At 63.6% G+C, this 20,256-nt stretch carries 16 protein-coding genes and 3 pseudogenes; 11 read left to right on the forward strand and 8 right to left on the reverse strand.

Features of this window, described 5'->3' with window-relative positions; translation table 11 throughout:
- The first annotated feature begins 5 nt into the window (after positions 1-5).
- The 4 genes and pseudogenes from KI241_RS15740 (at position 6) to KI241_RS15755 (ending at position 6,417) form a co-directional block, all read left to right on the forward strand.
- Complete coding sequence (locus KI241_RS15740; protein ID WP_042728687.1) at positions 6-1,265, forward strand: SidA/IucD/PvdA family monooxygenase; 1,260 nt, start codon at positions 6-8, stop codon at positions 1,263-1,265.
- A gap of 18 nt (positions 1,266-1,283) precedes the next feature.
- Positions 1,284-3,303 (forward strand): annotated as a pseudogene (gene sbnA, locus KI241_RS15745) (2,3-diaminopropionate biosynthesis protein SbnA).
- Between the two features lie 4 nt (positions 3,304-3,307).
- A complete protein-coding gene (locus tag KI241_RS15750; protein WP_123578910.1) occupies positions 3,308-5,104 on the forward strand; it encodes an FAD/NAD(P)-binding protein in 1,797 nt (598 codons plus the stop codon).
- A gap of 575 nt (positions 5,105-5,679) precedes the next feature.
- Complete coding sequence (locus KI241_RS15755) at positions 5,680-6,417, forward strand: LysR substrate-binding domain-containing protein (protein ID WP_234407904.1); 738 nt, start codon at positions 5,680-5,682, stop codon at positions 6,415-6,417.
- 74 nt (positions 6,418-6,491) lie between these two features.
- Here KI241_RS15755 and KI241_RS15760 read toward each other — a convergent pair whose 3' ends face one another.
- Positions 6,492-7,232 (reverse strand): SDR family oxidoreductase, encoded by a 741-nt coding sequence (locus KI241_RS15760; protein WP_047738940.1) that lies wholly within the window; start codon positions 7,230-7,232, stop codon positions 6,492-6,494.
- A gap of 99 nt (positions 7,233-7,331) precedes the next feature.
- Here KI241_RS15760 and KI241_RS15765 point away from each other — a divergent pair, with 99 nt between their 5' ends.
- The gene (locus KI241_RS15765; protein WP_047738941.1) at positions 7,332-8,291 is read left to right on the forward strand and encodes a LysR family transcriptional regulator; all 960 of its coding nucleotides are present in this window, start codon (positions 7,332-7,334) and stop codon (positions 8,289-8,291) included.
- Between the two features lie 114 nt (positions 8,292-8,405).
- Here KI241_RS15765 and glcC read toward each other — a convergent pair whose 3' ends face one another.
- The gene (gene glcC / locus KI241_RS15770) at positions 8,406-9,173 is read right to left on the reverse strand and encodes a transcriptional regulator GlcC (RefSeq protein ID WP_123578909.1); all 768 of its coding nucleotides are present in this window, start codon (positions 9,171-9,173) and stop codon (positions 8,406-8,408) included.
- Positions 9,174-9,406: 233 nt separating this feature from the next.
- Here glcC and glcD point away from each other — a divergent pair, with 233 nt between their 5' ends.
- The 4 genes from glcD to KI241_RS15790 are packed head-to-tail and all read left to right on the forward strand — an operon-like array spanning position 9,407 to position 13,608.
- Positions 9,407-10,906: a glycolate oxidase subunit GlcD gene (gene glcD / locus KI241_RS15775; RefSeq protein ID WP_047738943.1), complete on the forward strand. Its 1,500-nt coding sequence runs from the start codon at positions 9,407-9,409 to the stop codon at positions 10,904-10,906.
- Positions 10,906-11,967: a glycolate oxidase subunit GlcE gene (glcE, locus tag KI241_RS15780; RefSeq protein WP_123578908.1), complete on the forward strand. Its 1,062-nt coding sequence runs from the start codon at positions 10,906-10,908 to the stop codon at positions 11,965-11,967. The genes glcD and glcE overlap by 1 nt, the downstream gene beginning before the upstream one ends.
- 3 nt (positions 11,968-11,970) lie before the next feature.
- Complete coding sequence (gene glcF, locus KI241_RS15785) at positions 11,971-13,188, forward strand: glycolate oxidase subunit GlcF (protein ID WP_123578907.1); 1,218 nt, start codon at positions 11,971-11,973, stop codon at positions 13,186-13,188.
- Positions 13,189-13,206: 18 nt separating this feature from the next.
- On the forward strand, positions 13,207-13,608 hold the full coding sequence (locus KI241_RS15790; protein ID WP_047738946.1) for a heme-binding protein: 402 nt from the start codon (positions 13,207-13,209) through the stop codon (positions 13,606-13,608).
- 51 nt (positions 13,609-13,659) lie between these two features.
- Here the strand turns inward: KI241_RS15790 and KI241_RS15795 are convergent, their stop codons facing one another.
- Positions 13,660-14,424: an SDR family oxidoreductase gene (locus tag KI241_RS15795; protein ID WP_042728677.1), complete on the reverse strand. Its 765-nt coding sequence runs from the start codon at positions 14,422-14,424 to the stop codon at positions 13,660-13,662.
- 211 nt (positions 14,425-14,635) lie between these two features.
- Between KI241_RS15795 and KI241_RS15800 the strand changes: the two are divergent.
- Both KI241_RS15800 and KI241_RS15805 read left to right on the forward strand, forming a co-directional pair.
- Positions 14,636-15,579: pseudogene (locus KI241_RS15800) on the forward strand (helix-turn-helix domain-containing protein).
- A 151-nt stretch (positions 15,580-15,730) separates the two neighbouring features.
- Entirely contained in the window at positions 15,731-16,237 is a 507-nt protein-coding gene (locus tag KI241_RS15805) for a DoxX family protein (RefSeq protein ID WP_123578905.1), read from the forward strand.
- 95 nt (positions 16,238-16,332) lie between these two features.
- On the opposite strand, the gene KI241_RS15810 is transcribed toward KI241_RS15805, so the two are convergent.
- The 5 genes and pseudogenes from KI241_RS15810 to KI241_RS15830 form a co-directional block, all read right to left on the reverse strand.
- A complete protein-coding gene (locus KI241_RS15810) occupies positions 16,333-16,734 on the reverse strand; it encodes a biopolymer transporter ExbD (RefSeq protein ID WP_042728674.1) in 402 nt (133 codons plus the stop codon).
- 1 nt (position 16,735) lies between these two features.
- Positions 16,736-17,458: a MotA/TolQ/ExbB proton channel family protein gene (locus KI241_RS15815; RefSeq protein ID WP_123578904.1), complete on the reverse strand. Its 723-nt coding sequence runs from the start codon at positions 17,456-17,458 to the stop codon at positions 16,736-16,738.
- Between the two features lie 85 nt (positions 17,459-17,543).
- Positions 17,544-18,355: pseudogene (locus KI241_RS15820) on the reverse strand (energy transducer TonB).
- Between the two features lie 48 nt (positions 18,356-18,403).
- The gene (locus KI241_RS15825; protein WP_123578902.1) at positions 18,404-19,429 is read right to left on the reverse strand and encodes an ABC transporter substrate-binding protein; all 1,026 of its coding nucleotides are present in this window, start codon (positions 19,427-19,429) and stop codon (positions 18,404-18,406) included.
- 37 nt (positions 19,430-19,466) lie between these two features.
- Positions 19,467-20,255 carry an ABC transporter ATP-binding protein gene (locus KI241_RS15830; protein WP_123578901.1) on the reverse strand — a complete coding sequence of 263 codons (789 nt, stop codon included), beginning with the start codon at positions 20,253-20,255 and terminating at the stop codon, positions 19,467-19,469.
- Position 20,256 lies beyond the last annotated feature (1 nt).

A 20,256-nucleotide genomic window follows, 5' to 3' on the forward strand; every position in this document is an offset into this window, starting at 1 on the left:
GCCTCATGCAGGGAACTCCCGACTACTACGAAATGATCAATATCGGCTTCGGCCCCGCTGGCATTGCCCTGGCGTGCGCGCTCGAAGAAGCCCCCCATCGGCCACTGGAAACGGGTCAATGCCTGTTCCTGGAAAAACATTCCAACTGCGCCTGGCACCCGGAATTCCTGCTCGATGGCACCGACATCAATCACCACCTGTTGCGCGATCTGGTGACCCCGCGCAACCCACAAAGCCGGCACTCGTTCGCCATGTACCTGAAGGAGCACGGCCGGCTCTATCAGTTCGGCCTCCTGGGTCGCCCCGCCAGTCGCAACGAGTGGTCCGACTACGTGTCCTGGGTCGGCCAGGCGTTTGCCGCGCACGTGCATTATGAGGAAGAGGTCCGGGAGATTCGGCCGGTCATGGAAGACGGCGAGATCACGCTGCTGCGGGTCATGACTTCCAAGGGCCAGTACCTGACGCGCAACCTGGTGCTCTCCAGTGGCAGCACCCCCAACATCCCCCGGCAGTTTGCCCAGCTCGACAGCGCCCGGATCATCCACACCTCGCGCTATCTCAGCAGCCTGGAGCACCTTGACCGCCAGGGCGCCTGGTCCTTTGCCGTGATCGGTTCCGGGCAGAGCGCGGGCGAATCCATCGTCGACTTGTTGAACCGTTTCCCGAACGCCCAGGTCACCTCGATCCACCGCAGCAGCGGGTTCAAGATCGCCCAACTGGGACAGTTCCCGAACCAGGCCTTTCATCCCGAGCGGGTGGCGTACTTCCACAAGCTGGGCCAGGCCGAAAAAGCGATGATCCTCGAAGAGGTCAAGTCCACCAACTACTCGGGCATCGATGTCGACGAAAGCCAGGCGTTGTACTCACTGTTCTACGAAGGCCTGGTCAGCAACAAGCCACGGCTGGCGTTGAAAATCTTCACCCAGGTCGAATCGGCTTCGCCCACCGAAGCCGGAGTCACCCTGGACCTGTGCGACCCCTACACCCAGGAACACAGCAGCCTTGACGCCGACTACGTCATCCTGGGGACAGGCTACCAGCAAGACTACATCCCTTCGCTCCTGTCCCAACTGCAACCCTGGCTGAGCCTGGGCAGCGACAACGGCGTGCGGGTGGAACAGAACTACAAGCTGACGACCACTGCGTCGTTCCAGCCCGCGATTTTCGTCAATGGCCTTTCCGAACGCTCCCACGGCATCGGCGAGGGCCAGTCCTTTTCCCTGCTGGCGATGCGCGCCGGCATCCTGACCCATTCCCTGTTCTGAACGCCCGAAGGTGTCGACATGTATAACGCTTCCTCCGATATCGTGTTTGACAACGTATTCCTGACCATCAAGGGCCTGGGTATCCGTTGCGCCTTGAAACTCGACTACTTCAACGCCGCCGGCTCGATCAAGATGAAGACGGCCCTGGGGCTGGTCTTGAGCCTGGAACAACAGGGGCTGATCAACCGCAATACCACGCTGATCGAATCGTCCTCCGGCAACCTGGGCGTGGCCTTGAGCATGATCTGCGCCGAGCGCAAGTACCGGTTCGTCTGCGTGTGCGACCCGAACATTTCCCAGTCCAACCTGAAGTTGATGATGGCCCTGGGCACGCGGATCGTTCAGGTGGACACCAAGGACTCCAACGGCGGCTACCTGGGCACCCGCATCGCCTACGTCCGGCAGACAATCGCCGCCGACCCGAACTGCCTCTGGCTCAACCAGTACTCGAACCCGGCCAATCCGCAGACCCACGCCCGCACCACCGCCAGCTCGATCTTCAACAGCTTCACCCGGGTCAATTACCTGTTCGTGGGCGCCGGAACCACCGGCACGCTGATGGGGTGCATCGACTTTTTCAAGAAGTACAGCCCCTACACCAAGATCGTCGCGGTGGACAGCCTGGGCTCGGTGACATTTGGTGGGCCGGCGGGGAAACGCCACATCCCCGGCCTGGGGTCCAGCCAGATGCCACCGCTGTTCCGCGCCGACGACCTGTACGCCATGGAGAGCATCAAGGAGGTCGACACCATCCGAATGTGCCGCTACATGGCCAGGGAAAACGGCCTGCTGTTCGGCGGCTCCACAGGCACCGTCCTGGCCGGCGTCATGGCCTGGAAGGACCGCATCCATCCCGACGCCACCGTCGTGGCCATCTCCCCGGATGCCGGCGAGCGCTACCTGGACACGATCTACAACGACGACTGGGTGCGCGCCCGCTTCCCGGACTACGACTTCAACCGCATCCGTCCCGACATCCTTGCCAGCGATAAGGAATACGCCCATGCATGACGCCACGCACTCGACCACACCCCCCTTGCATGTCGTGAAAGGCAGCACCGTTCGCGAAGTCCTCAGGCAGTTTCCCGACCTGGCCCAGGACACGGTACGGGAGACCTACCTGCAGCATCATCGCGGCGCTACCGAGAACCCGGACAGCTATTTCCTGCGGTTCAAGGATAGCCCGGCAGACCGGATCATCGCCCTGCCCGCCGCCTGCATGGACGGTGCGGACAAGGTCGCTGGGATCAAATGGATCGCGAGTTTTCCCGGCAACACACGGCACAACCTACAGCGAGCGTCGGCCACGCTGATTCTCAATGACCTCGCCACCGGTTATCCCATCGCATTGCTGGAAGCGTCGATCATCAGCGCCGTGCGCACGGCCGCCTCGGCGGTCTTGGCCACCCATTGCCTGCTGGGCCAACGCAGCGAGATCCCGCGGTTATCGTTCGTCGGTGCTGGGGTCATTTCCCGCACGATCCTGGAGCAATTTCGCGTCTCGCGCTGGGCCATCGGCGAAGTGCTGATTCACGACACCGACGCCGATTCCGCCCAGGCCTTCAGGGCCCACGCCCTCGCGCTGGGGTTCAACTGCCGCGTGCTCGACACGCTTGAGCAGGCGCTGGAAAACGACGTCGTGGTACTCGCCACGAATGCCGCGCAGCCCTATATCGACGAGCGCTATGCCTTCAAGGCCGGGACCGTGCTGCTCAACATTTCCCTGCGGGACCTGGCGCCCAGCCAGATCCTCGGCGCGTTCAACGTGACCGATGACATCGAACATTGCCTCAAGGCCAACACCTCGCTGCACCTGACGGAACAACAGGTCGGCCATCGCGACTTCATCCACGGCACCCTCGCGCAACTGGTGCTCGGCGAGCGCAACCCCGACCCGTCCCGGCCGATGATCTTTTCCCCGTTTGGCCTGGGCGTGCTCGACGTGGCGCTGGGCAAGAAAATCTTCGACATCGCACAGGCGCAACAGCAAAGCGTGCCGGTGACCGATTTTTTTGAATCCACCCTCCGCTGGAGTTGAAACCATGCGCATTGCAATCATCGGAATGGGTGCCACCGGCCTGCTGGCCCTGGCCAAGACCTTTTCCATGGCCAAGCGTCACCCCAACATGTCCGTGATCGTCCACGCCTTCGACGCCCAGGCTCCGGGCCAGGGGGTGCATCGCTGCGACCAGGCGGACTACCTGCGCCTCAACACGGTGGCCGGCCAGCTCTCCATGTTCGAGGACGACGACTTTACCCTGTTCCCCCGGCACACCTTCCGGCCCTCGCTCTATGAGTGGATCGCCCACCTGCACCCGGAGGCCATCAGTGGCGAACAGGATCGCTTCGCCTTCCTGCCCCGCCGGTACCTGGGCCTGTACCTGCAGTGGTACTTCACCCGGCTGCTGGAGCACATTCCCATCAACGTGCGCCTGGAGACGTCGTGCCGCCTGATCCGCGGCGTCGAAGAAGAGCCGGACGGACGCTTCAGGCTGCTCGCATCGCCCATCGTGAGCGGTGCCTACGACACCTTGCTGCTGTGCACCGGGCACGGGGTGCTGCCGAGCGGGACCCACGCCGCCCCCTTTATCCGGCCCTACCCGCTTCCGGCGAGCCTGGAAGACATCGCCAGCGATTCGAGCGTGGCGGTCCAGGGTGTCGGGTTGACCGCCATGGACGTGGTAGCGGCGTTGACCACGGGCCGTGGCGGGGTCTTCGAGCACACCGCCGGCGGCCTGAGCTACCGACCCTCTGGCCAGGAACCGCGCATCAGCCTGTACAGCAACTCCGGCATGCCCTACCGCGCCAGGCCGGAGGTGGACGATGCGGTCATCCGCTATCAGCCGCTGCTGCTGACGCACGCGGCGATCGACCGGCTCAGAGACCAGGCCCCGGGGCGAAGACTCGATTTCGAGAAAGACCTGCTCCCGTTGCTCTACCAGGAGATGACGGCCGCGTACTACTGCGCCTGCGCCGGTCAGGACGAGCGCAACGCGTATCGCTACCAGGAACGTTACCAACAGGTCTGGGAGCAGGTGCAAACGGCCCAGGCCACCGGAACCCTATCGGCCACCTTTGATCGCCTGGCCAGCGAATACGGGCCCTACACGCCCCAGGACATCCTGACCTGCACACCACCTCCCCACCTGACGGCCGACACGTACCCGCAGTGGTTCGTCAGCCAGCTCCAGGAGGACGTACACGCCAGTGCCTTGGGCTGCCGGCGCAGCCCGCTGAAGAAGTCACTGGAAATCTGGCGCGACCTGCGCAATCAGTTATGCCACGCCATCGATCATCGAGGCCTGACCCCGGCGTCCCACCAGGCCTTTTTCACGCGGTATTGCCCGCTGATCAATCGGCTGGTGGCCGGCCCACAAAAAGAACGGCATGCAGAATTGATTGCCTTGATACAAAGTGGGGTGGTCGAGCTGCTGCCAGGCTATGCAGCCGCCGAGCATTACAATCCCGATACACAGACATTCACTGTCACGCTGGAAAAGCCCGACTACCAGCAGTTTAAGTTCGAGCATCTGATAAAAGCCAACCTCAGTACCCAGGCCACCCAGCGTGAGCTGCACACCCTGCTCAGTGCCATAACCGAGCAACCGTCGAGCTATTCTCCGCTGGCTTATGGCGACTTTTCGTCCGCCCACCACCCGGAATTCGTGCACGCGCATTTGCGTGAGCGGATTTATATATTCGGGCCGGTCCTGGAAGGTTCCAGTTATTACAATCACTACGTACCTTCCAATGCCCCTTCACGCATTTCAGCGGCACTTGACAAGAGCCTGAGCAATGCCGTCAACCATTTCAACCACCGCTTCAGTGAAATATTTTAAATATTCAGTTTCCTCTATCGCAAAACATAGAGGTTTTTAACACGCTTGCAACAGGCCTTCCTTTGAGATTAGCGTACGGAAACTTCGCCACTCTCATCCAGGCCCACAGACTTTGGCGCCAGATATCTAACAACCGCTACCGGGGGACCCGGCGCACCACAACAGAGCAACGACACGCCATTAGAAAGGGACTCTCAATGCTGACTTCACTCAACACTTCCTGACCCCACGGACGTTCCTTTTCGAGTCATACCTTATCGCCCCGCTCACCCCTCTTGGAAGGTGGAGGGAGAAGTCATGCCTCGACATAACGGTACTTCTGATTAGCAGCACGGAACACGCCCCGGCTAAATTAAAACAAGGACTGAACGATGAGCCGATCAATGCCATTATCATCGCTCCATATATTTGTCGAGGTTTGCAAACACAACAGTATGAAAAAAACAGCTGACATACTCTGCGTTACCCCAGGCGCTATCAGTCAACAAATAAAAAGCCTCGAAGACCGAATGTCCGTCAAGCTGTTTGAACGCTCTCACCGAGAGATTAGCCTGACCAGTGCCGGAAGAAACTTGATGGATCAACTCGCCGTGTCTTTCAACAATATCGAAGCTGTCTGGGAAGACTTCGAATCTTTCAGAACCCGTTCCGCCCGACTGTCAGTCAATACCACCCTGTCCTTTGCCAGCGCCTGGCTGATCCCGCGACTCACCCGGTTTCAACAACGTTGGCCCGACATCGAAATCAACTTGTCGACCTCCCATTACCCGGCGGATTTACGCCGCGATGGCATCGACGTGGCCATTCGTCATGGCCAGGGCGTGCATCCGGGCCATCACAGCGAAAAACTGTGGACACCCAAGACCCTGCCCATCGGCAACCCGGCGTTGCTCAAGACAGGCCGACGAATAGAACAACCGGCCGATTGCCTGCACTACCCGCTACTTCAGGACGCCAGCCGCTCGAACTGGAAGCTCTGGCTCAAGGCCCACGGCATCGAAGACAGCCGATCGCGGCGCGGTAGCAGCTTCACCGATGAGCAACTGTTGATTGACGCGGCCATCGCGGGCCAGGGGCTGGCCCTGGTCAGCGACGTCTATGCCCGGCCGGCGATCAAGGCCGGGCATGTGGTACCGGTCTTTGCGGCGTCAACCCATACCGAAATGGCTTACTACCTGATCAGCACGCTGGAACAGGCAGACGATTGGAAGATCAACATTTTCGCCAACTGGATAAAGGCCGAAGTCAGCCTGTTCCTGAAAGTCAGCGAGTCATCCGCACAGTCCCGGCAACCCGATTACGCGTGTGACTGACCCGCCGACACGGGACAATCATTCCGTGGTGGTGAGCTGTCAGGATGACAGCTTCTCGAACGCAGGGACCAGGGTCAGACCAGTCGAGCACCGCCATCGACGTTGAGCACGGCACCGTTCATGAACGTGTTGCCCATCAGGAACACCACCGCCTCGCCGGCTTCCGCCGACGTGCCAATGCGCTTAAGCGGCAGCGCCTGCTCCAGGGACGCCACGTAAGCGTCACGACCTTCGCCCAATGCCTTGCTGAAAATCGGTGTATCGATCGGACCGGGCGACAGCGTGTTGACGCGAATCGGCGCCAACTCCAGGGCCAGGCCCCGCGCCAGCGACTCCATGGCGGCCGAGGCCGCGCCGATGACGGCAGTGCCATGGGCATTAGGCCGATCGGCGAGTGCGCCCGAGATGAAGGTGATCGATCCCGCCTTGGAAAGCCTGTCACCCAGGGCACGGATAGCGTTGATGGACGCCCAGATACGCTCATCGAACGCCCGGCGCAAATGTTCGACGTCAGCGCTCATGATGCTTCCAGTGACGAACGTACCGGCGAGCAGCACCAGGTGATCCACCACTGCGATATCCGCCAGCGCCGCTTCCAGCGCCTCACGGTGGGTCACATCGGCTGCGCGCCATCCATCCAGGCCATGTGCCTGCGCCGCCTGCTCGGCACGGGCCGCATTCGAGCCGATGACCACAACCTTGGCGCCGGCAGCCTTGGCCTGTATCGCGGCGGCCAGGCCGATGCCCGATGTACCGCCGAAGATGACCACGGTGCGGCCGAGAAGATTGGATGCAAGTGCTGGGGTGAGCGTCATGGGAGTCTCCAGTGGAACGCCTGGATGGCGTTCGATGGAGGGAGCATAAGATCGTGAACGTAGATTGATAATTGGGGCGCAAGTCGCTTTACTAGTGCCATGAAGGCACATATTGGACTGGACCGGCTGACCGGCCTCATCGCATTCGCGCGCGCCGCTTCGCTGGGCAGCTACACCGCTGCGGCCCGGGCGCTCTCGGTATCCCCCTCGGCCGTGAGCAAGAGCGTGCAGCGGCTTGAGGAGCACTTCGGCTTGATGCTCTTCACCCGCACCACGCGCTCCCTGACCCTCACACCCGAAGGGCGGGACCTGTACGAGCGGGCGTTGCGAATCCTGCGAGAGGTCGAAGAGATCGACCAGGCCGCGGTCGCCTCCCGCGCCGAGCCTTCAGGTGTGCTGACAGTCACCGCCCCGCTCCCCATCGGCGTGAACATCCTGGCGCCGGCGTTGCCCAGGTTCCGTGAGCAATACCCCAACCTGGCCATCGACCTGCGGCTTGGCGACCCGTATTGCGACATCATCGAGCAAGGGATCGACGTGGCCATTCGCGTCGGCAACCCCAGCGACTCGCGCCTGGTGTCGCGGCCCCTGGGGCCCCATCGAATTGGTGCGTTTGCCTCACCCCACTACCTGGACCGCAATGGCACGCCGACCACCGTCGAGCAATTGGCGCAACACGAGTGCGTGAATTTTCGCTACCAGAGTACCGGGCAGCCTTTGCGCTGGCCCTACCAGGCCGGCGACAAAGTGCTGGAGTGGAGCCCCGACGCCGCATTCACCGTGGATGTCAGCGACGCGGTAGCAGCCATCATGGCAGCGGGAGGCGGCATCGGCATCACGCCGCACTACGTGGCCGCGCCTTATGTTCGCCGAGGTGAACTGGTTCCGATCCTGCCCCAGTTCACCGTGGAGCGCTTTTCCATCACCGCCCTGTGGCCGGAAAGCCGGCGTGGGAGCCCCAACGTAAAAGCCTTCATCGCCTTTGTGCTTGAGTTGTTCCCTGAAACGCCCGCCTGGGATGAGGCGGTGAATCAGGCGGTCGCCGCGCGGCTGGGTTGATCAGGCGGCGGTTGGCTAACTGACGTTCAGGGCATCAGCCGTAAATTGATCGCACGGCTCGCGGTCGAGCCGGATCTCACCTTCGGCGCCAACGCCCGAATGAACAGGGCGGGCTCATGTCCATCCCTCAAGTCGCAACGTGGCACGGACCAGGCGTTGCTCTTCGCTTTCGATTTCCCTGAGGTTGTCGCAGATGCTCTGGATATGCGCGACAGCGGCTTTGCGCGCCTGCTCGGGAAGCCGCCCGGTGACCGCGTTGTAAAGCCTTGCGTGCTGGCGATCGATCTGCCGTTTCTGCGGCTCGCGGTGGTAGAGGTTGTTGACCGAGGCGAACACCGTGCTGAGCAGCAGGTCCGTCAACGAACGCAAGGTCTGCACCAACACCGGATTGTGCGACGCCTCGCAGATCGCCAGGTGAAACGCGTGGTCGAGCCGGGCGTGTTCGGAGGGCTCCAGTGAACGCGCATGGGCATCGAGCAGCGCCTCGTAACTGCGGGTGATCAGGACAAAATCGGCCTCCGTGCCACGCAAGGCGGCCAGGCGGGCGGATTCGCCTTCGAGCAGGCTGCGGACCTCGAACAGGTCGTACAGCGTGCGTGGTTGTGAGCTGAACAGGTGCATCAGCGGCGACGCGACGCTGTTGCCCGACAGGTCGGCGACGAATGAGCCCTTGCCCTGCGCGGTCTCGATGATCCCGCGGGCGCGCAACAGCTTCAGGCCCTCACGCAGCGCGGTGCGCGAAACACCGAGTTTTTCTGTCAGGCGACGCTCCGATGGCAGCAACTGCCCCGTCTTGAGCACGCCGTCCACGATCAAGCGCTCGATGCGCTCGCACACCACATCGGCCACTTGAAGCGCGTGACGGCTCCGGGTGTCGTCCATTCAGCCTCCCACTGGTATGACCAGCTAAGCCAGGGATCTCAAGCATGCAGCCCATGCCATTCAACCGATTGTTTTTAGATGGCTTTTCATCCTTCACAAAAAGATGGTCGGGCAAAAACTGGTTCGACCACCCTCGCAAGCCATAGACAGTAGATCGCCTCGGTCCAATCATGCAAGTCAGCTACCCCCGGAATCTGACTGCCCATAACAACAACGAGTGTCGTCAGCCGACTATGAACATTCTCTACGATGAACGCGTGGACGGCGTGCTGCCCGAGGTGGATAAAGCCGCGCTGCTGCAAGCCTTGCAGGCGCGCTTGCCGGCGCTTGAGATCCTGCACCAGCGCGAGGAACTCATGCCTTACGAATGCGACGGGCTGTCGGCCTATCGCACCACGCCCCTGCTGGTGGTGCTGCCCCGTCATGTCGACGAAGTCCAGGGCGTGTTAGCGCTGTGTCACGAAAGACGGGTGCCCGTCGTCGCCCGGGGGGCCGGGACCGGTTTGTCGGGCGGCGCCCTGCCGCAGGAAAAAGGCGTGTTGCTGGTCATGGCGCGCTTCAACCATATCCTGCATGTCGACCCGGCCGCCCGCACCGCCCGCGTGCAGCCCGGGGTGCGCAACCTGGCGATTTCCCAGGCCGCCGCGCCCTTCGGCCTGTACTACGCGCCGGACCCGTCCTCGCAGATCGCCTGCTCGATCGGCGGCAACGTCGCCGAAAATGCCGGTGGCGTGCATTGCCTCAAATATGGCCTGACCGTGCACAACCTACTCAAGGTCGAGATCCTCACTGTCGAGGGTGAACGACTGACCTTGGGCAGTGATGCGCTCGATTCGCCGGGGCTCGACCTGCTGGCGTTGTTCACCGGTTCCGAGGGCATGCTCGGGGTGATCACCGAGGTCACGGTCAAGTTGCTGCCCAAGCCCCAGACCGCGAAGGTCTTGCTGGCGGCGTTCGACTCGGTCGAAAAAGCCGGGCGCGCGGTGGCGGACATCATTGCCGCGGGCATCATCCCCGGTGGCCTGGAGATGATGGACAACCTGGCGATCCGCGCCGCCGAAGACTTCATCCATGCCGGTTACCCGGTGGAAGCCGACGCCATCCTGTTGTGCGAACTCGACGGTGTCGAAGCGGACGTCCACGAGGACTGCGACCGCGTGCGCCAGGTGCTGGAACAGGCCGGCGCCACCGAAGTACGCCAGGCCCGCGACGAGGCCGAACGCGTACGTTTCTGGGCCGGGCGCAAGAACGCGTTTCCGGCCGTGGGCCGTCTCTCGCCGGACTACTACTGCATGGACGGGACGATCCCGCGCCGTGAACTGCCCGGCGTGTTGCAGGCGATTGCCGCGCTGTCGGCCGAATACGGCCTGCGGGTGGCCAACGTGTTCCATGCCGGTGACGGCAACATGCACCCGCTGATCCTGTTCGATGCCAACCAGGCGGGCGAGCTCGATCGCGCCGAAGCCCTGGGGGGCAAGATCCTCGAGTTGTGCGTGAAGGTCGGCGGCAGCATCACCGGTGAGCACGGGGTGGGCCGCGAGAAAATCAACCAGATGTGCGCGCAGTTCAACAGCGACGAATTGACGGTGTTCCATGCCGTCAAGGCCGCCTTCGACCCCACCGGCCTGCTCAACCCTGGCAAGAACATCCCGACGCTGCACCGCTGCGCCGAGTTTGGCGCCATGCACGTGCACCTGGGGCAGTTGCCCTTCCCTGCACTGGAGCGTTTCTGATGCACAGCGCACTCGACAGGGACGCCAGCGACACGTTGCTCGAACAGGTCAACCAGGCGCTGGAAAACGCCACCGCGTTGCGGATCCAGGGCGGCAACAGCAAGGCCTTCCTGGGACGTCCGGTCACGGGCGAACTCTTGGACATTCGCCCGCACCGGGGCATCGTCAGCTATGACCCGACGGAACTGGTGGTGACCGTTCGTTGCGGCACGCCCTTGCAGGTCTTGTCCGAGGTGCTGGACGCTGCGCAGCAAATGTTGCCTTGTGAACCACCGTCGTTCGGCGACGCCACGGTCGGCGGCATGATTGCCAGCGGGCTCTCCGGACCGCGTCGCCCCTGGGCCGGCTCGGTGCGGGATTTCGTCCTCGGCACCCGGGTCATCACCGGCCAGGGCAAGCTGTTGCGCTTCGGCGGCGAAGTCATGAAGAACGTCGCCGGCTACGACCTGTCGCGCCTGATGGCGGGCAGTTTCGGCACCCTTGGGGTGATCACCGAAGTGTCGCTCAAGGTGCTGCCCAAACCTCGGCAAACCTTGAGCATCAGCCTTGAGATGGACAGCCAGCAGGCCTTGCAGCGGCTGGCGCAATGGGGCCAGCAACCACTGCCGATCAGCGCCGCCTGCCACGATGGAACGCGGCTGCACCTGCGCCTCGAAGGTGGCGAAGGTTCGGTCAAAGCCGCCCGCGACCGTTTGGGCGGTGAGCGGCTGGACGGTTCATTCTGGCGAAGCCTGAACGAACAGCGCCTGGACTTCTTCAATGAAGAGCATCCGCTGTGGCGCCTGTCCGTACCCCACAACACGCCGTGGCTGCCCTTGCCTGGCAAGCAATTGATCGACTGGGGCGGTGCCCAGCGCTGGCTCAAGTCCGGCGCCGAAGCCGCGTTCATCCGCCAGATCGTCGAAGGCGCCGGCGGCCACGTGACCTGCTACAGCCATGGCCTGGTCGACAGTCCGTTCCAGCCGTTGCCGAGCGCCCTGCTGCGTTATCACCGCAACCTCAAGCAACAACTCGACCCCCGGGGCATTTTCAACCCCGCACGCCTGTACGCGGAGCTTTGAACCATGCAGACCACCTTGAGTGAAGCGGCTCGCCAACTGCCTCGCGCCGAAGAGGCCGAAAGCATCTTGCGCACGTGCGTGCACTGCGGCTTCTGCAATGCCACCTGTCCCACCTATCAGCTGCTCGGCGACGAACTGGATGGGCCGAGGGGGCGCATCTACCTGATCAAGCAAGCGCTCGAAGGCAACCCGGTCACGGCGAAGACCCAGCAGCACCTGGACCGTTGCCTGTCGTGTCGCAACTGCGAAACCACCTGCCCCTCCGGGGTCGACTACCACAACCTGCTGGACATCGGCCGCGCCGTGGTCGACGCGGCGGTGGCACGGCCGCTTGGCCAACGCCTGTTGCGCGAGGGCTTGCGGGCGGCCGTACCCAACCCCGGTGTGCTCAAGGGGCTGGTGGGCGGCGGCCGGGTGTTTCGTCCATGGCTGCCCGACACCTTGCGCGCCAAGGTGCCTCGCCACGTTCCTGCCGCCAAGCCACGACCGGTCAGCCGCCATGCCCGGCAGGTGCTCATGCTCGAAGGCTGTGTGCAACCGAGCCTGTCACCCAATACCAACGCGGCGGCGGCGCGGGTCCTGGATCGCCTGGGGATCAGTGTGACGGCCGTGGGCGAAGCCGGTTGTTGCGGTGCCGTGGACTATCACCTCGACGCCCAGGCCGCGGGTCTGGATCGTGCCCGGCGCAACATCGACGCGTGGTGGCCGAGCATCGAGAACGGTGCCGAAGCCATCGTGCAAACCGCCAGCGGTTGCGGCGCATTCATCAAGGACTACGGGCATTTGCTCGGCCACGACCCGGTCTACGCCGAAAAGGCGAAGGCTGTCAGCGCCCTGGCCAAGGACCTGGTTGAAGTGCTGCGCGAAGAACCGCTGCAAACCCTGCGCGTGCACAGCGACCAGCGCCTGGCATTCCACTGCCCGTGCACCTTGCAGCACGCGCAAAAGCTGGGCGGCGCCGTCGAGGCAGTGCTGACGAAGCTCGGCTTCGAGCTCACAGAGGTCCCCGACAGCCACTTGTGTTGCGGCTCGGCGGGGACCTATTCGATTACCCAACCCGAACTGTCGCGACAACTGCGCGACAACAAACTCAATGCCCTGGAAAGCGGGCGCCCCGACGTGATCGTCACCGCCAACATCGGCTGCCAGTCCCATCTCGACGGTGCCGGCCGAACCCCGGTCCGACACTGGATCGAGTGGGTCGAAGCCGCGTTGCCTTAACCCACCCTGGAGCCGCCCATGAAAAGCAAAGCCATACTCGGCCAGAACGAAGTCAGCCGGATCCTCTCGGCCGCCCGCGATGAAGCCAACCGCAATCAGTGGGCCGTCGCCATCGTGATCGTCGATGACGGCGGTCACCCGCTGGCCCTGGAACGCCTCGATGGCTGTGCGCCCATAGGCGCCTACATCGCCACTGAAAAGGCCCGCACCTCGGCCCTCGGCCGGCGCGAATCCAAAGGTTATGAAGAGATGGTCAACGGTGGACGCCAGGCCTTTTTGTCCGCACCGTTGCTGACGTCACTGGAGGGCGGCGTCCCGATCATTGTCGACGGCCACGTGATCGGCGCCGTCGGCGTGTCCGGGGTCAAGGCCGAACAGGACGCCCAGGTCGCCAAGGCCGGCGCGCAGTGCCTGGGTTGAAGGGCACGCGACCCGCCTCGAGGGACCATTACCGGGCGTCCACCGGAGCGATCAACCCGCAGTGACGGTCATTCCCCCGTCAACCATGACCACCGAACCCACCATGAAACTCGCGCGGCCGGATGCGAGAAACGCGACGACTTCGGCGATTTCCTCGGGCTGCGCGGCACGCCCGATGGGGGCGGCTTCGCCGTGCCGGGCCAGGAAACCCGGACCGTCGTCGACCACTTCATCAAGGATGTGGGTGACCACGTCACCGACGCCAATGGCATTGACGCGAATGCCATGCTCGATCACTTCCAGCGCCAGTGTGCGGGTCAGTTGGGCCAACGCCCCTTTTGACGCGGTGTAGGCGGCAATGGTGGGAAAGGCAAAATAGGCGGCATAGGACGCGATGTTGACGATGGCCCCGGCGCGGTTGGGCATCATCGCCTTGACCGCTTCGCGGCAATGCAGGAACGCCGCAGTGGCGTTGACGGCCTGGATGCGCTCCCAATCGTCGCGGGTCATGTCGATGACCAATTTGTTGATGATGATGCCGGCGTTGTTGACCAGTATGTCCAGCCGCCCGAACTGCTCGACGGCCAGGCCGACCGCGCGCTCCGCGGCGCCGTCTTCGGTGATGTCGGCCACCAGGGGCACCAGCCCGGGACGGGCGAGGTCTTCGACGGCGGGGTTGCGGTCCTCGGCCACGACCTTGGCACCACGCCCATGCAGCAACAATGCAATCGCCTTGCCGATGCCGCTGGCGGCGCCGGTGACCAGCGCGACTTTGCCTTCGACTTCGTGGGGTAGACCGTGCTTGATATCCGTCATGATGTTCTCCTGCGTTGCGAGCCGGTGAGGTATTCGCCGGCTCGGCGCCCGTGGGGCGCTGTCGTGATCGACGGTTTCACTGTCTCGCAACCGGGCGCGCCGGGCTTTCGCAGGCTTGCCTGCGCTGTCGGGGTTTTGCGCTGGCGTGAATGCCTGGCTCGGCGTCTTCTGCGTTACCCTGTCGACGCCCGCCCTCTCTGAGGGTTTGTCGATGGAGCCTGCCGTGCACCCGCCTGAACATGATGACCTGGCCGCCCGTGATACGCCGCGCATCCCGGCCGAATCGATGCCGCAGCACCTGCCGGGCCCCCGCAGGCGTTGCCTTCGCACCCGCAACTGCAGGACGTGGTAGTGCAGTTGTTCAGCCATCACAGCGTTGTCGAGCCGATACGGGTGCCGGCCGTGGTAGAGCCGCTGCTGGTGCTGGTCCTGGTCGGCCGGGCCAAGGTCGAGGAACGCGCCCTCGACGGGGCGTGGGAAGCCGCCGAGGTCGAGGCTGGCGACTTCTTCCTCACCCACACCCACGAACCCTACGAGATGCGCTGGCAAACCATCGACTGTGACGCCTTCGAGGTGATGCACCTGTACCTCGGTCTGCCACTGATCGACCAGGCTGCCCGTGACCTGCTGGGCGAGCATTGCGCACCAGTGAGCTTTGCCGACCTCTCCGGAGCACGGGACGAACGCGTGAGCTTCATCCTCGATCAGTTGCGCGTCGAACTCATCGAGGAACGCCAACCCAGCCCGCTGTTCGTGCACGGTCTGGCCCAGGCCCTGGCCGTGCACCTGATCCGTCGCTACAGCGCCGCGCACAGCGGCCAGCGACGCCACAATGGGTTGCAGGCCTACAAGTTGCGCCGCGTCCTCACGGCGATGAACGCGTGCCTGGCCGATGACTTCCACCTTGCACACCTGGCCCGGATCGCCGACTTGAGCGAGTACCACTTCAGCCGGGTGTTCAAGCGGGCCACGGGGTTGTCGCCTTCGCAGTATTTCATCCGGCTGCGGATGAGTCGTGCCCGCCATCTGCTGCTCGAGACCGATCGCAGCATCATCGACATCGGGCTGGAGGTGGGTTATTCCAGCGCCAGCCATTTCTCCCAGGTGTTCCGTCGAGAAGTGGGCATCACGCCCAGCGCCTACCGCCAGGCGTGATCGGTATATGGGACGCATGCCGGTCTCTGCATGGGCCGATTGTTCTTCGCTGTTGAATACACATGGCAATCGCACAGGGTTTATCGCCTGGGCCCAAACCGTAAAGATGCTTGCCAGCCCCTGTCACCCGCCGCCGCGCGAAGGACCTGCCATGCACCTTGCAAACCCAACGCTACGCGCCGCCCTGGCCGCCCTCAACGCCCGGGCCCTGCGCTTGGAACCGTGCCTGTACGCCATGCTGCGAACTGTCTTCGCGCTCGTGCTGTTCACCCACGGACTGCCCAAGGCCCTGGGCACGGCCCACGGCTCGATGGCCGACCCGATGGCCGCATCGATCAACCTGATCCAGAACGTGATGGAATTGCCGTTCGCCACACAGTTGGCGGTTCTGGTCATGCTGCTGGAAACAGTGGGTGCCGTCATGCTGGCGATCGGTCTGGCCACCCGCGGGGTCGCGCTGCTGATCGCCGTTCAGATGTTTGCCATCAGTTACGCGCTCGGGCCGACCTGGCCCTGGATAGACCGGGGCATTGAGTTTCCCGTGTTGATGGGATGTCTTGCACTCTACCTCGTGGCGCGCGGCGGCGGAGCGTACTCAGCGGATGCCCACCTGCTGCGGGTTACAATCGGGCCTTCTTGTTCAAGGAAGATTCCTTGACCCACCCCATCACCACACCCGACGCCGTTCTATCCCATGACCCTATCGAGGCTTCGGGATATGCGGCGACGAAGTAGCGCCAGATGCGCGCGCCCCTACTTCGCGGTAATCACCGACAGTTTGGTGATCCCCGCCCGTTCGATCGAAGCCATCGCCCGTGCTACTTCACCGTAGTTCACCCCGTTGTCCGCCTGCAATTGCACGCGCACCTCGGGGTTCTTCGCCTTGGCCGCCTGCAGGTTGGTTTCGAGCAGATCCGCCTGGATCTCATCCTTGTCGATGAACACCTTGCCTTTGTCATCGATGCTCACCACCAGCGGGTCTTTCTGCTCCACCGGCGCCACCGACTCGGTCTTGGGCAGGTTGATCGGGATCGCGTTGGTCAGCAGCGGCGCGGTGACGATGAACACCACCAGCAGCACCAGCATGACGTCCACCAAGGGTGTGACGTTGATCTCGCTGAGCACTTCATCGCTATCTTGTGTGGAGAAGGCCATGTCAGGAGGCCTCCTTGACAGCTTGGCCGGCGACGGTCGCCCCGGACTTGTTCAGCACCGGGTGCAGCAGCACTCGGAACGCGTGTTTTTGCGCCAGGCTGTAGAAGTCGTGGGCGAAATCATCGAGGTCGGCGGCGGCCAGCTTCAGGCGACGCAGCAAGTAGTTGTAGACCAGCACCGCCGGCACCGCGACGGCGATCCCCACACCCGTGGCAACCAGCGCCGCGCCGATCGGGCCGGCGACGGTTTCAAGGCTTGCCGAGCCCGCTGCGCTGATGCCTTTCAAGGCCGACATGATCCCCCAGACGGTGCCGAACAGGCCGATGAAGGGCGAGGTGCTGCCGACACTGGCGAGAATCGCCAGCCCGGTTTCCAGCGAGCGCCGCTCTCGCACGATCTGCTGGCGCAGGGCCCTTTCGAGCCGGTCCTGATGGTTGATCGACTGACTGAGGTCGGCATTGGCCGGGTCATTGACCTGGATCGCCGCATAACCGGCCAACGCGACACGGGCGGCGGCACCGGGCTGGCTGTGGGCAAGCTCGGCGGCGGCGTCCAGGCTCGACGCTGCCCAGAAACGCTTGTGGAAGGTTCGATCCTGCCTCTTGAGACGGGTGAACTGCACGCCCTTGAACAGGGCGAGCCCCCAGGTCACGACGGAAAAAAGGATCAACAGCCAGATGACGGCGTGTTCGGTGGATTCGAAGGGGGATGCAATCAGGTTCATGCTCGGGTTCTCCAACAAGACAATGGATCGGTTTTAGCGATGCGCCTTTTGCCAGGTGGCCCGCGGTGTACGTGGTTAACTCGGGTTACTTGATCTTGAAATCGATGGGCACGCTGACCCAGCCGTCCTGGGGCACATCGCCCTGCTTGGCCGGAACAAAACTCCAGCCCTTGACCGCCGCCAGCGCGGCAGCATCGAGTGGCTCGCGACCGCTGCTCTTCTGGATCTGGATCTCGCCGGGCTTGCCGTTGGCCAGCACATGCACGCGCAACAGCACCGTGCCTTCCCAGCCGCGACGCATCGCCAGCGAGGGATACTGCGGCGCCGGATTCTTCAGGTAACCGGCGCTGGCGGATGCCGGGGTCACCGGGGTCGGTGCCGGGGGAGCCGGCGGCGCGGGGGCGGCGACCGTGGGTGCTGGCGCAACGGGTGGCGGTGTGGGCGCCACGGGCTTGGCCACCGGTTTGGGCAGCGGCTTGACCACCGGTTTAGGCTTGGGCAAAGGTTTGGGCGGCGGTGGTTTCACAGCCAACTCATCCTCCACCAGCGGCGGGGGCTCGACCACTGGCGGTGGCAACGGCGCGGGCGGTGGCGGCACCACCACCGGGGGGCCGGCTGCGAGAACTCGATCGTCATCGGTGGAATCTGCGGGGGCACCACGGGCAGCACGGTCGAGGGCGCCTGCCTGACCCAGACAATCACTGCACCGTGCAGCACCAGCGCAAAAAAACCCAGCAAGACCCCTTCGCGACGACTCAAGACTCGCTTGGGCGTGCTGTGCAGGCGCGACAACCCCAAGGGTTCGCGCAAGACCCGGCCAAGCTCGAGCAACTCGCCGCGGGGTGCCGGGCGCCTGAACACCTCCAGGGCACTTGCAGCACTCTGTACATTGCCCATTCATTGACTCCTGTGAAGATTCAAATCGAACACGTGCCTGGCCCCGGACTAACGCTCCGGCTCCGACTGCGACACGGTCAAAGGCTTGAGGGAAAACACCTGGTCATCCGTCAGCGCCTGGACATCGACACGGTGAGGGAAGATGTTTTTTTCCACGAACAGGTCATCGACTTGCTGCAAGGCCTGGACATCCTGGGGTTCGAGCGGCAACAGCGCTTCATCCCCCCAACTGCGCAGGCGTCGCGAAACCTCCAGGGGAATGTCGTTGACCTTGGCAAAGACTTGGGCGTACTCGTCGGGATGTTCCCGGGCCCAGTCGAAGGCCTTGGCGAAACGCTGTAATACGTCACTCAGCGCCTTGCGCTTGCGGGGGTCGGCCAGGACCTCGTCGGAGGCGGTGATGAAGGTCAGGCCGGTGTTGATGCCCTCGCCGCTGATCAGCACCCGGGCGCCCTGCTGCTCGGCAAACGCCTGGTAGATGCCGAAGGTGGCCCAGGCTTCGATCTGGCCAGCGTTGAAGGCGGACAAGGCATCGGTCGGCAGGACAAACCCGACCTTGGCGTCCTTCTCATCGACACCTGCATTGGCCAGCGCGCGAATCAGCAGGTATTGGGCAATGCTGCCACGGGCAGACGACACCACGACGTTCCGGCCTTTCAGATCGGCAACGGTGCGAATATCCGAATCCGCTGGAACCAGGATGGCGATGCCCCTCGACTGACTGCGCCGGACCGCGACGATCCGCAGTGGCGTGCCTCCGGTCGCGGCGGCGAGCACCGGTGTATCACCGGCCGGAGCCAGATCGACGGCACCGGCGCGCAGGGCTTCGAACAAGGGCGCGGCGCCCTGGAAGTTTGCCCACTGCACTTTATAGTCGATGCCCTCCAGGGCATTCGCCGCCTCGACCACGGTGCGCAAGCCCTTGGCTTGATCGCCCAGCATCAGGGTCACGCCGGACAGGTCCGTCGGTGCGGCGGATATGGATCGGGTCTCGACGGCGTCACCGCAACCGCCGAGCAGTAACGCAACGCCAGACAGCAACGCCATCGCCGATCGGCGGGCACGAATCGCCATGACAGAACACTCCGGGATCAATGAATGGAACGCTGCATCAACCATGGGCAAACCGCCGGACCGTACCCTGGCTCAGAGGACGCTCCGCCACGGCCACGGTGTCCACTTCGACACCCAGCAAGCCCAGCAGGCGCGCACGAATGTCCTGGAACCCGGCCTGGCCGGTGTTGCGTGCCCGCGGCAGGTCGATCGACAGTTGCTCGGCGATCTTGCCGTTGGCCAAGACGATGACCCGGTCGGCCAGCAGGATGGCTTCGTCCACATCGTGGGTTACCAGCAACACCGCCGGCTTGTGCTTGCGCCACAACTCGATGATCAGCCGATGCATGCGAATCCGGGTCAGGGCGTCGAGGGCCGCGAACGGTTCGTCCAACAACAGCAACTGGGGTTCGCGGACCAACCCGCGTGCCAGTGCCACCCTTTGCGCTTCACCGCCGGAGAGCGTCGCCGGATAGGCCTCCAGGCGATGGGCCAGGCCGACTTCCGTCAAGGCCTGCACCGCACGCGCCTTCGAATCCGGGGCGTGCAGACCGAGAATCACGTTCTTCCAGGCGCGCTTCCACGGCATCAGTCGCGGCTCCTGGAACACCGCGGCCCGCGCCTTCGGTACCCGCAGTTGGCCGCTGTCGATGCTGTCGAGCCCAGCCAGGCTGCGCAGCAAGGTGGTCTTGCCGGAACCGCTGGCGCCGAGCAGCGCGACGAACTCCCCCGGAGCGATGTCCAGGTCCAGGCCGTCGATGACCCGCTGCTGGCCGAACTGGCGCACCACATTGCGCAATTGCACCGGCACTTGCGGCTGCGTTTTTTCTACCGTGATGGTCGTCATG

Origin of the sequence: Pseudomonas sp. Cab53, assembly GCF_018325965.1 — a bacterium.
Taxonomy (GTDB): domain Bacteria; phylum Pseudomonadota; class Gammaproteobacteria; order Pseudomonadales; family Pseudomonadaceae; genus Aquipseudomonas; species Aquipseudomonas chlororaphis_E.

Coding starts and splice junctions, on each gene's coding strand:
- KI241_RS15740 (WP_042728687.1), top strand. CDS start 6: ATGCAGGGAACTCCCGACTACTACGAAATGATCAATATCGGCTTCGGC.
- KI241_RS15750 (WP_123578910.1), top strand. CDS start 3,308: ATGCGCATTGCAATCATCGGAATGGGTGCCACCGGCCTGCTGGCCCTG.
- KI241_RS15755 (WP_234407904.1), top strand. CDS start 5,680: ATGGATCAACTCGCCGTGTCTTTCAACAATATCGAAGCTGTCTGGGAA.
- KI241_RS15760 (WP_047738940.1), bottom strand. CDS start 7,232: ATGACGCTCACCCCAGCACTTGCATCCAATCTTCTCGGCCGCACCGTG.
- KI241_RS15765 (WP_047738941.1), top strand. CDS start 7,332: ATGAAGGCACATATTGGACTGGACCGGCTGACCGGCCTCATCGCATTC.
- glcC (WP_123578909.1), bottom strand. CDS start 9,173: ATGGACGACACCCGGAGCCGTCACGCGCTTCAAGTGGCCGATGTGGTG.
- glcD (WP_047738943.1), top strand. CDS start 9,407: ATGAACATTCTCTACGATGAACGCGTGGACGGCGTGCTGCCCGAGGTG.
- glcE (WP_123578908.1), top strand. CDS start 10,906: ATGCACAGCGCACTCGACAGGGACGCCAGCGACACGTTGCTCGAACAG.
- glcF (WP_123578907.1), top strand. CDS start 11,971: ATGCAGACCACCTTGAGTGAAGCGGCTCGCCAACTGCCTCGCGCCGAA.
- KI241_RS15790 (WP_047738946.1), top strand. CDS start 13,207: ATGAAAAGCAAAGCCATACTCGGCCAGAACGAAGTCAGCCGGATCCTC.
- KI241_RS15795 (WP_042728677.1), bottom strand. CDS start 14,424: ATGACGGATATCAAGCACGGTCTACCCCACGAAGTCGAAGGCAAAGTC.
- KI241_RS15805 (WP_123578905.1), top strand. CDS start 15,731: ATGCACCTTGCAAACCCAACGCTACGCGCCGCCCTGGCCGCCCTCAAC.
- KI241_RS15810 (WP_042728674.1), bottom strand. CDS start 16,734: ATGGCCTTCTCCACACAAGATAGCGATGAAGTGCTCAGCGAGATCAAC.
- KI241_RS15815 (WP_123578904.1), bottom strand. CDS start 17,458: ATGAACCTGATTGCATCCCCCTTCGAATCCACCGAACACGCCGTCATC.
- KI241_RS15825 (WP_123578902.1), bottom strand. CDS start 19,429: ATGGCGATTCGTGCCCGCCGATCGGCGATGGCGTTGCTGTCTGGCGTT.
- KI241_RS15830 (WP_123578901.1), bottom strand. CDS start 20,255: ATGACGACCATCACGGTAGAAAAAACGCAGCCGCAAGTGCCGGTGCAA.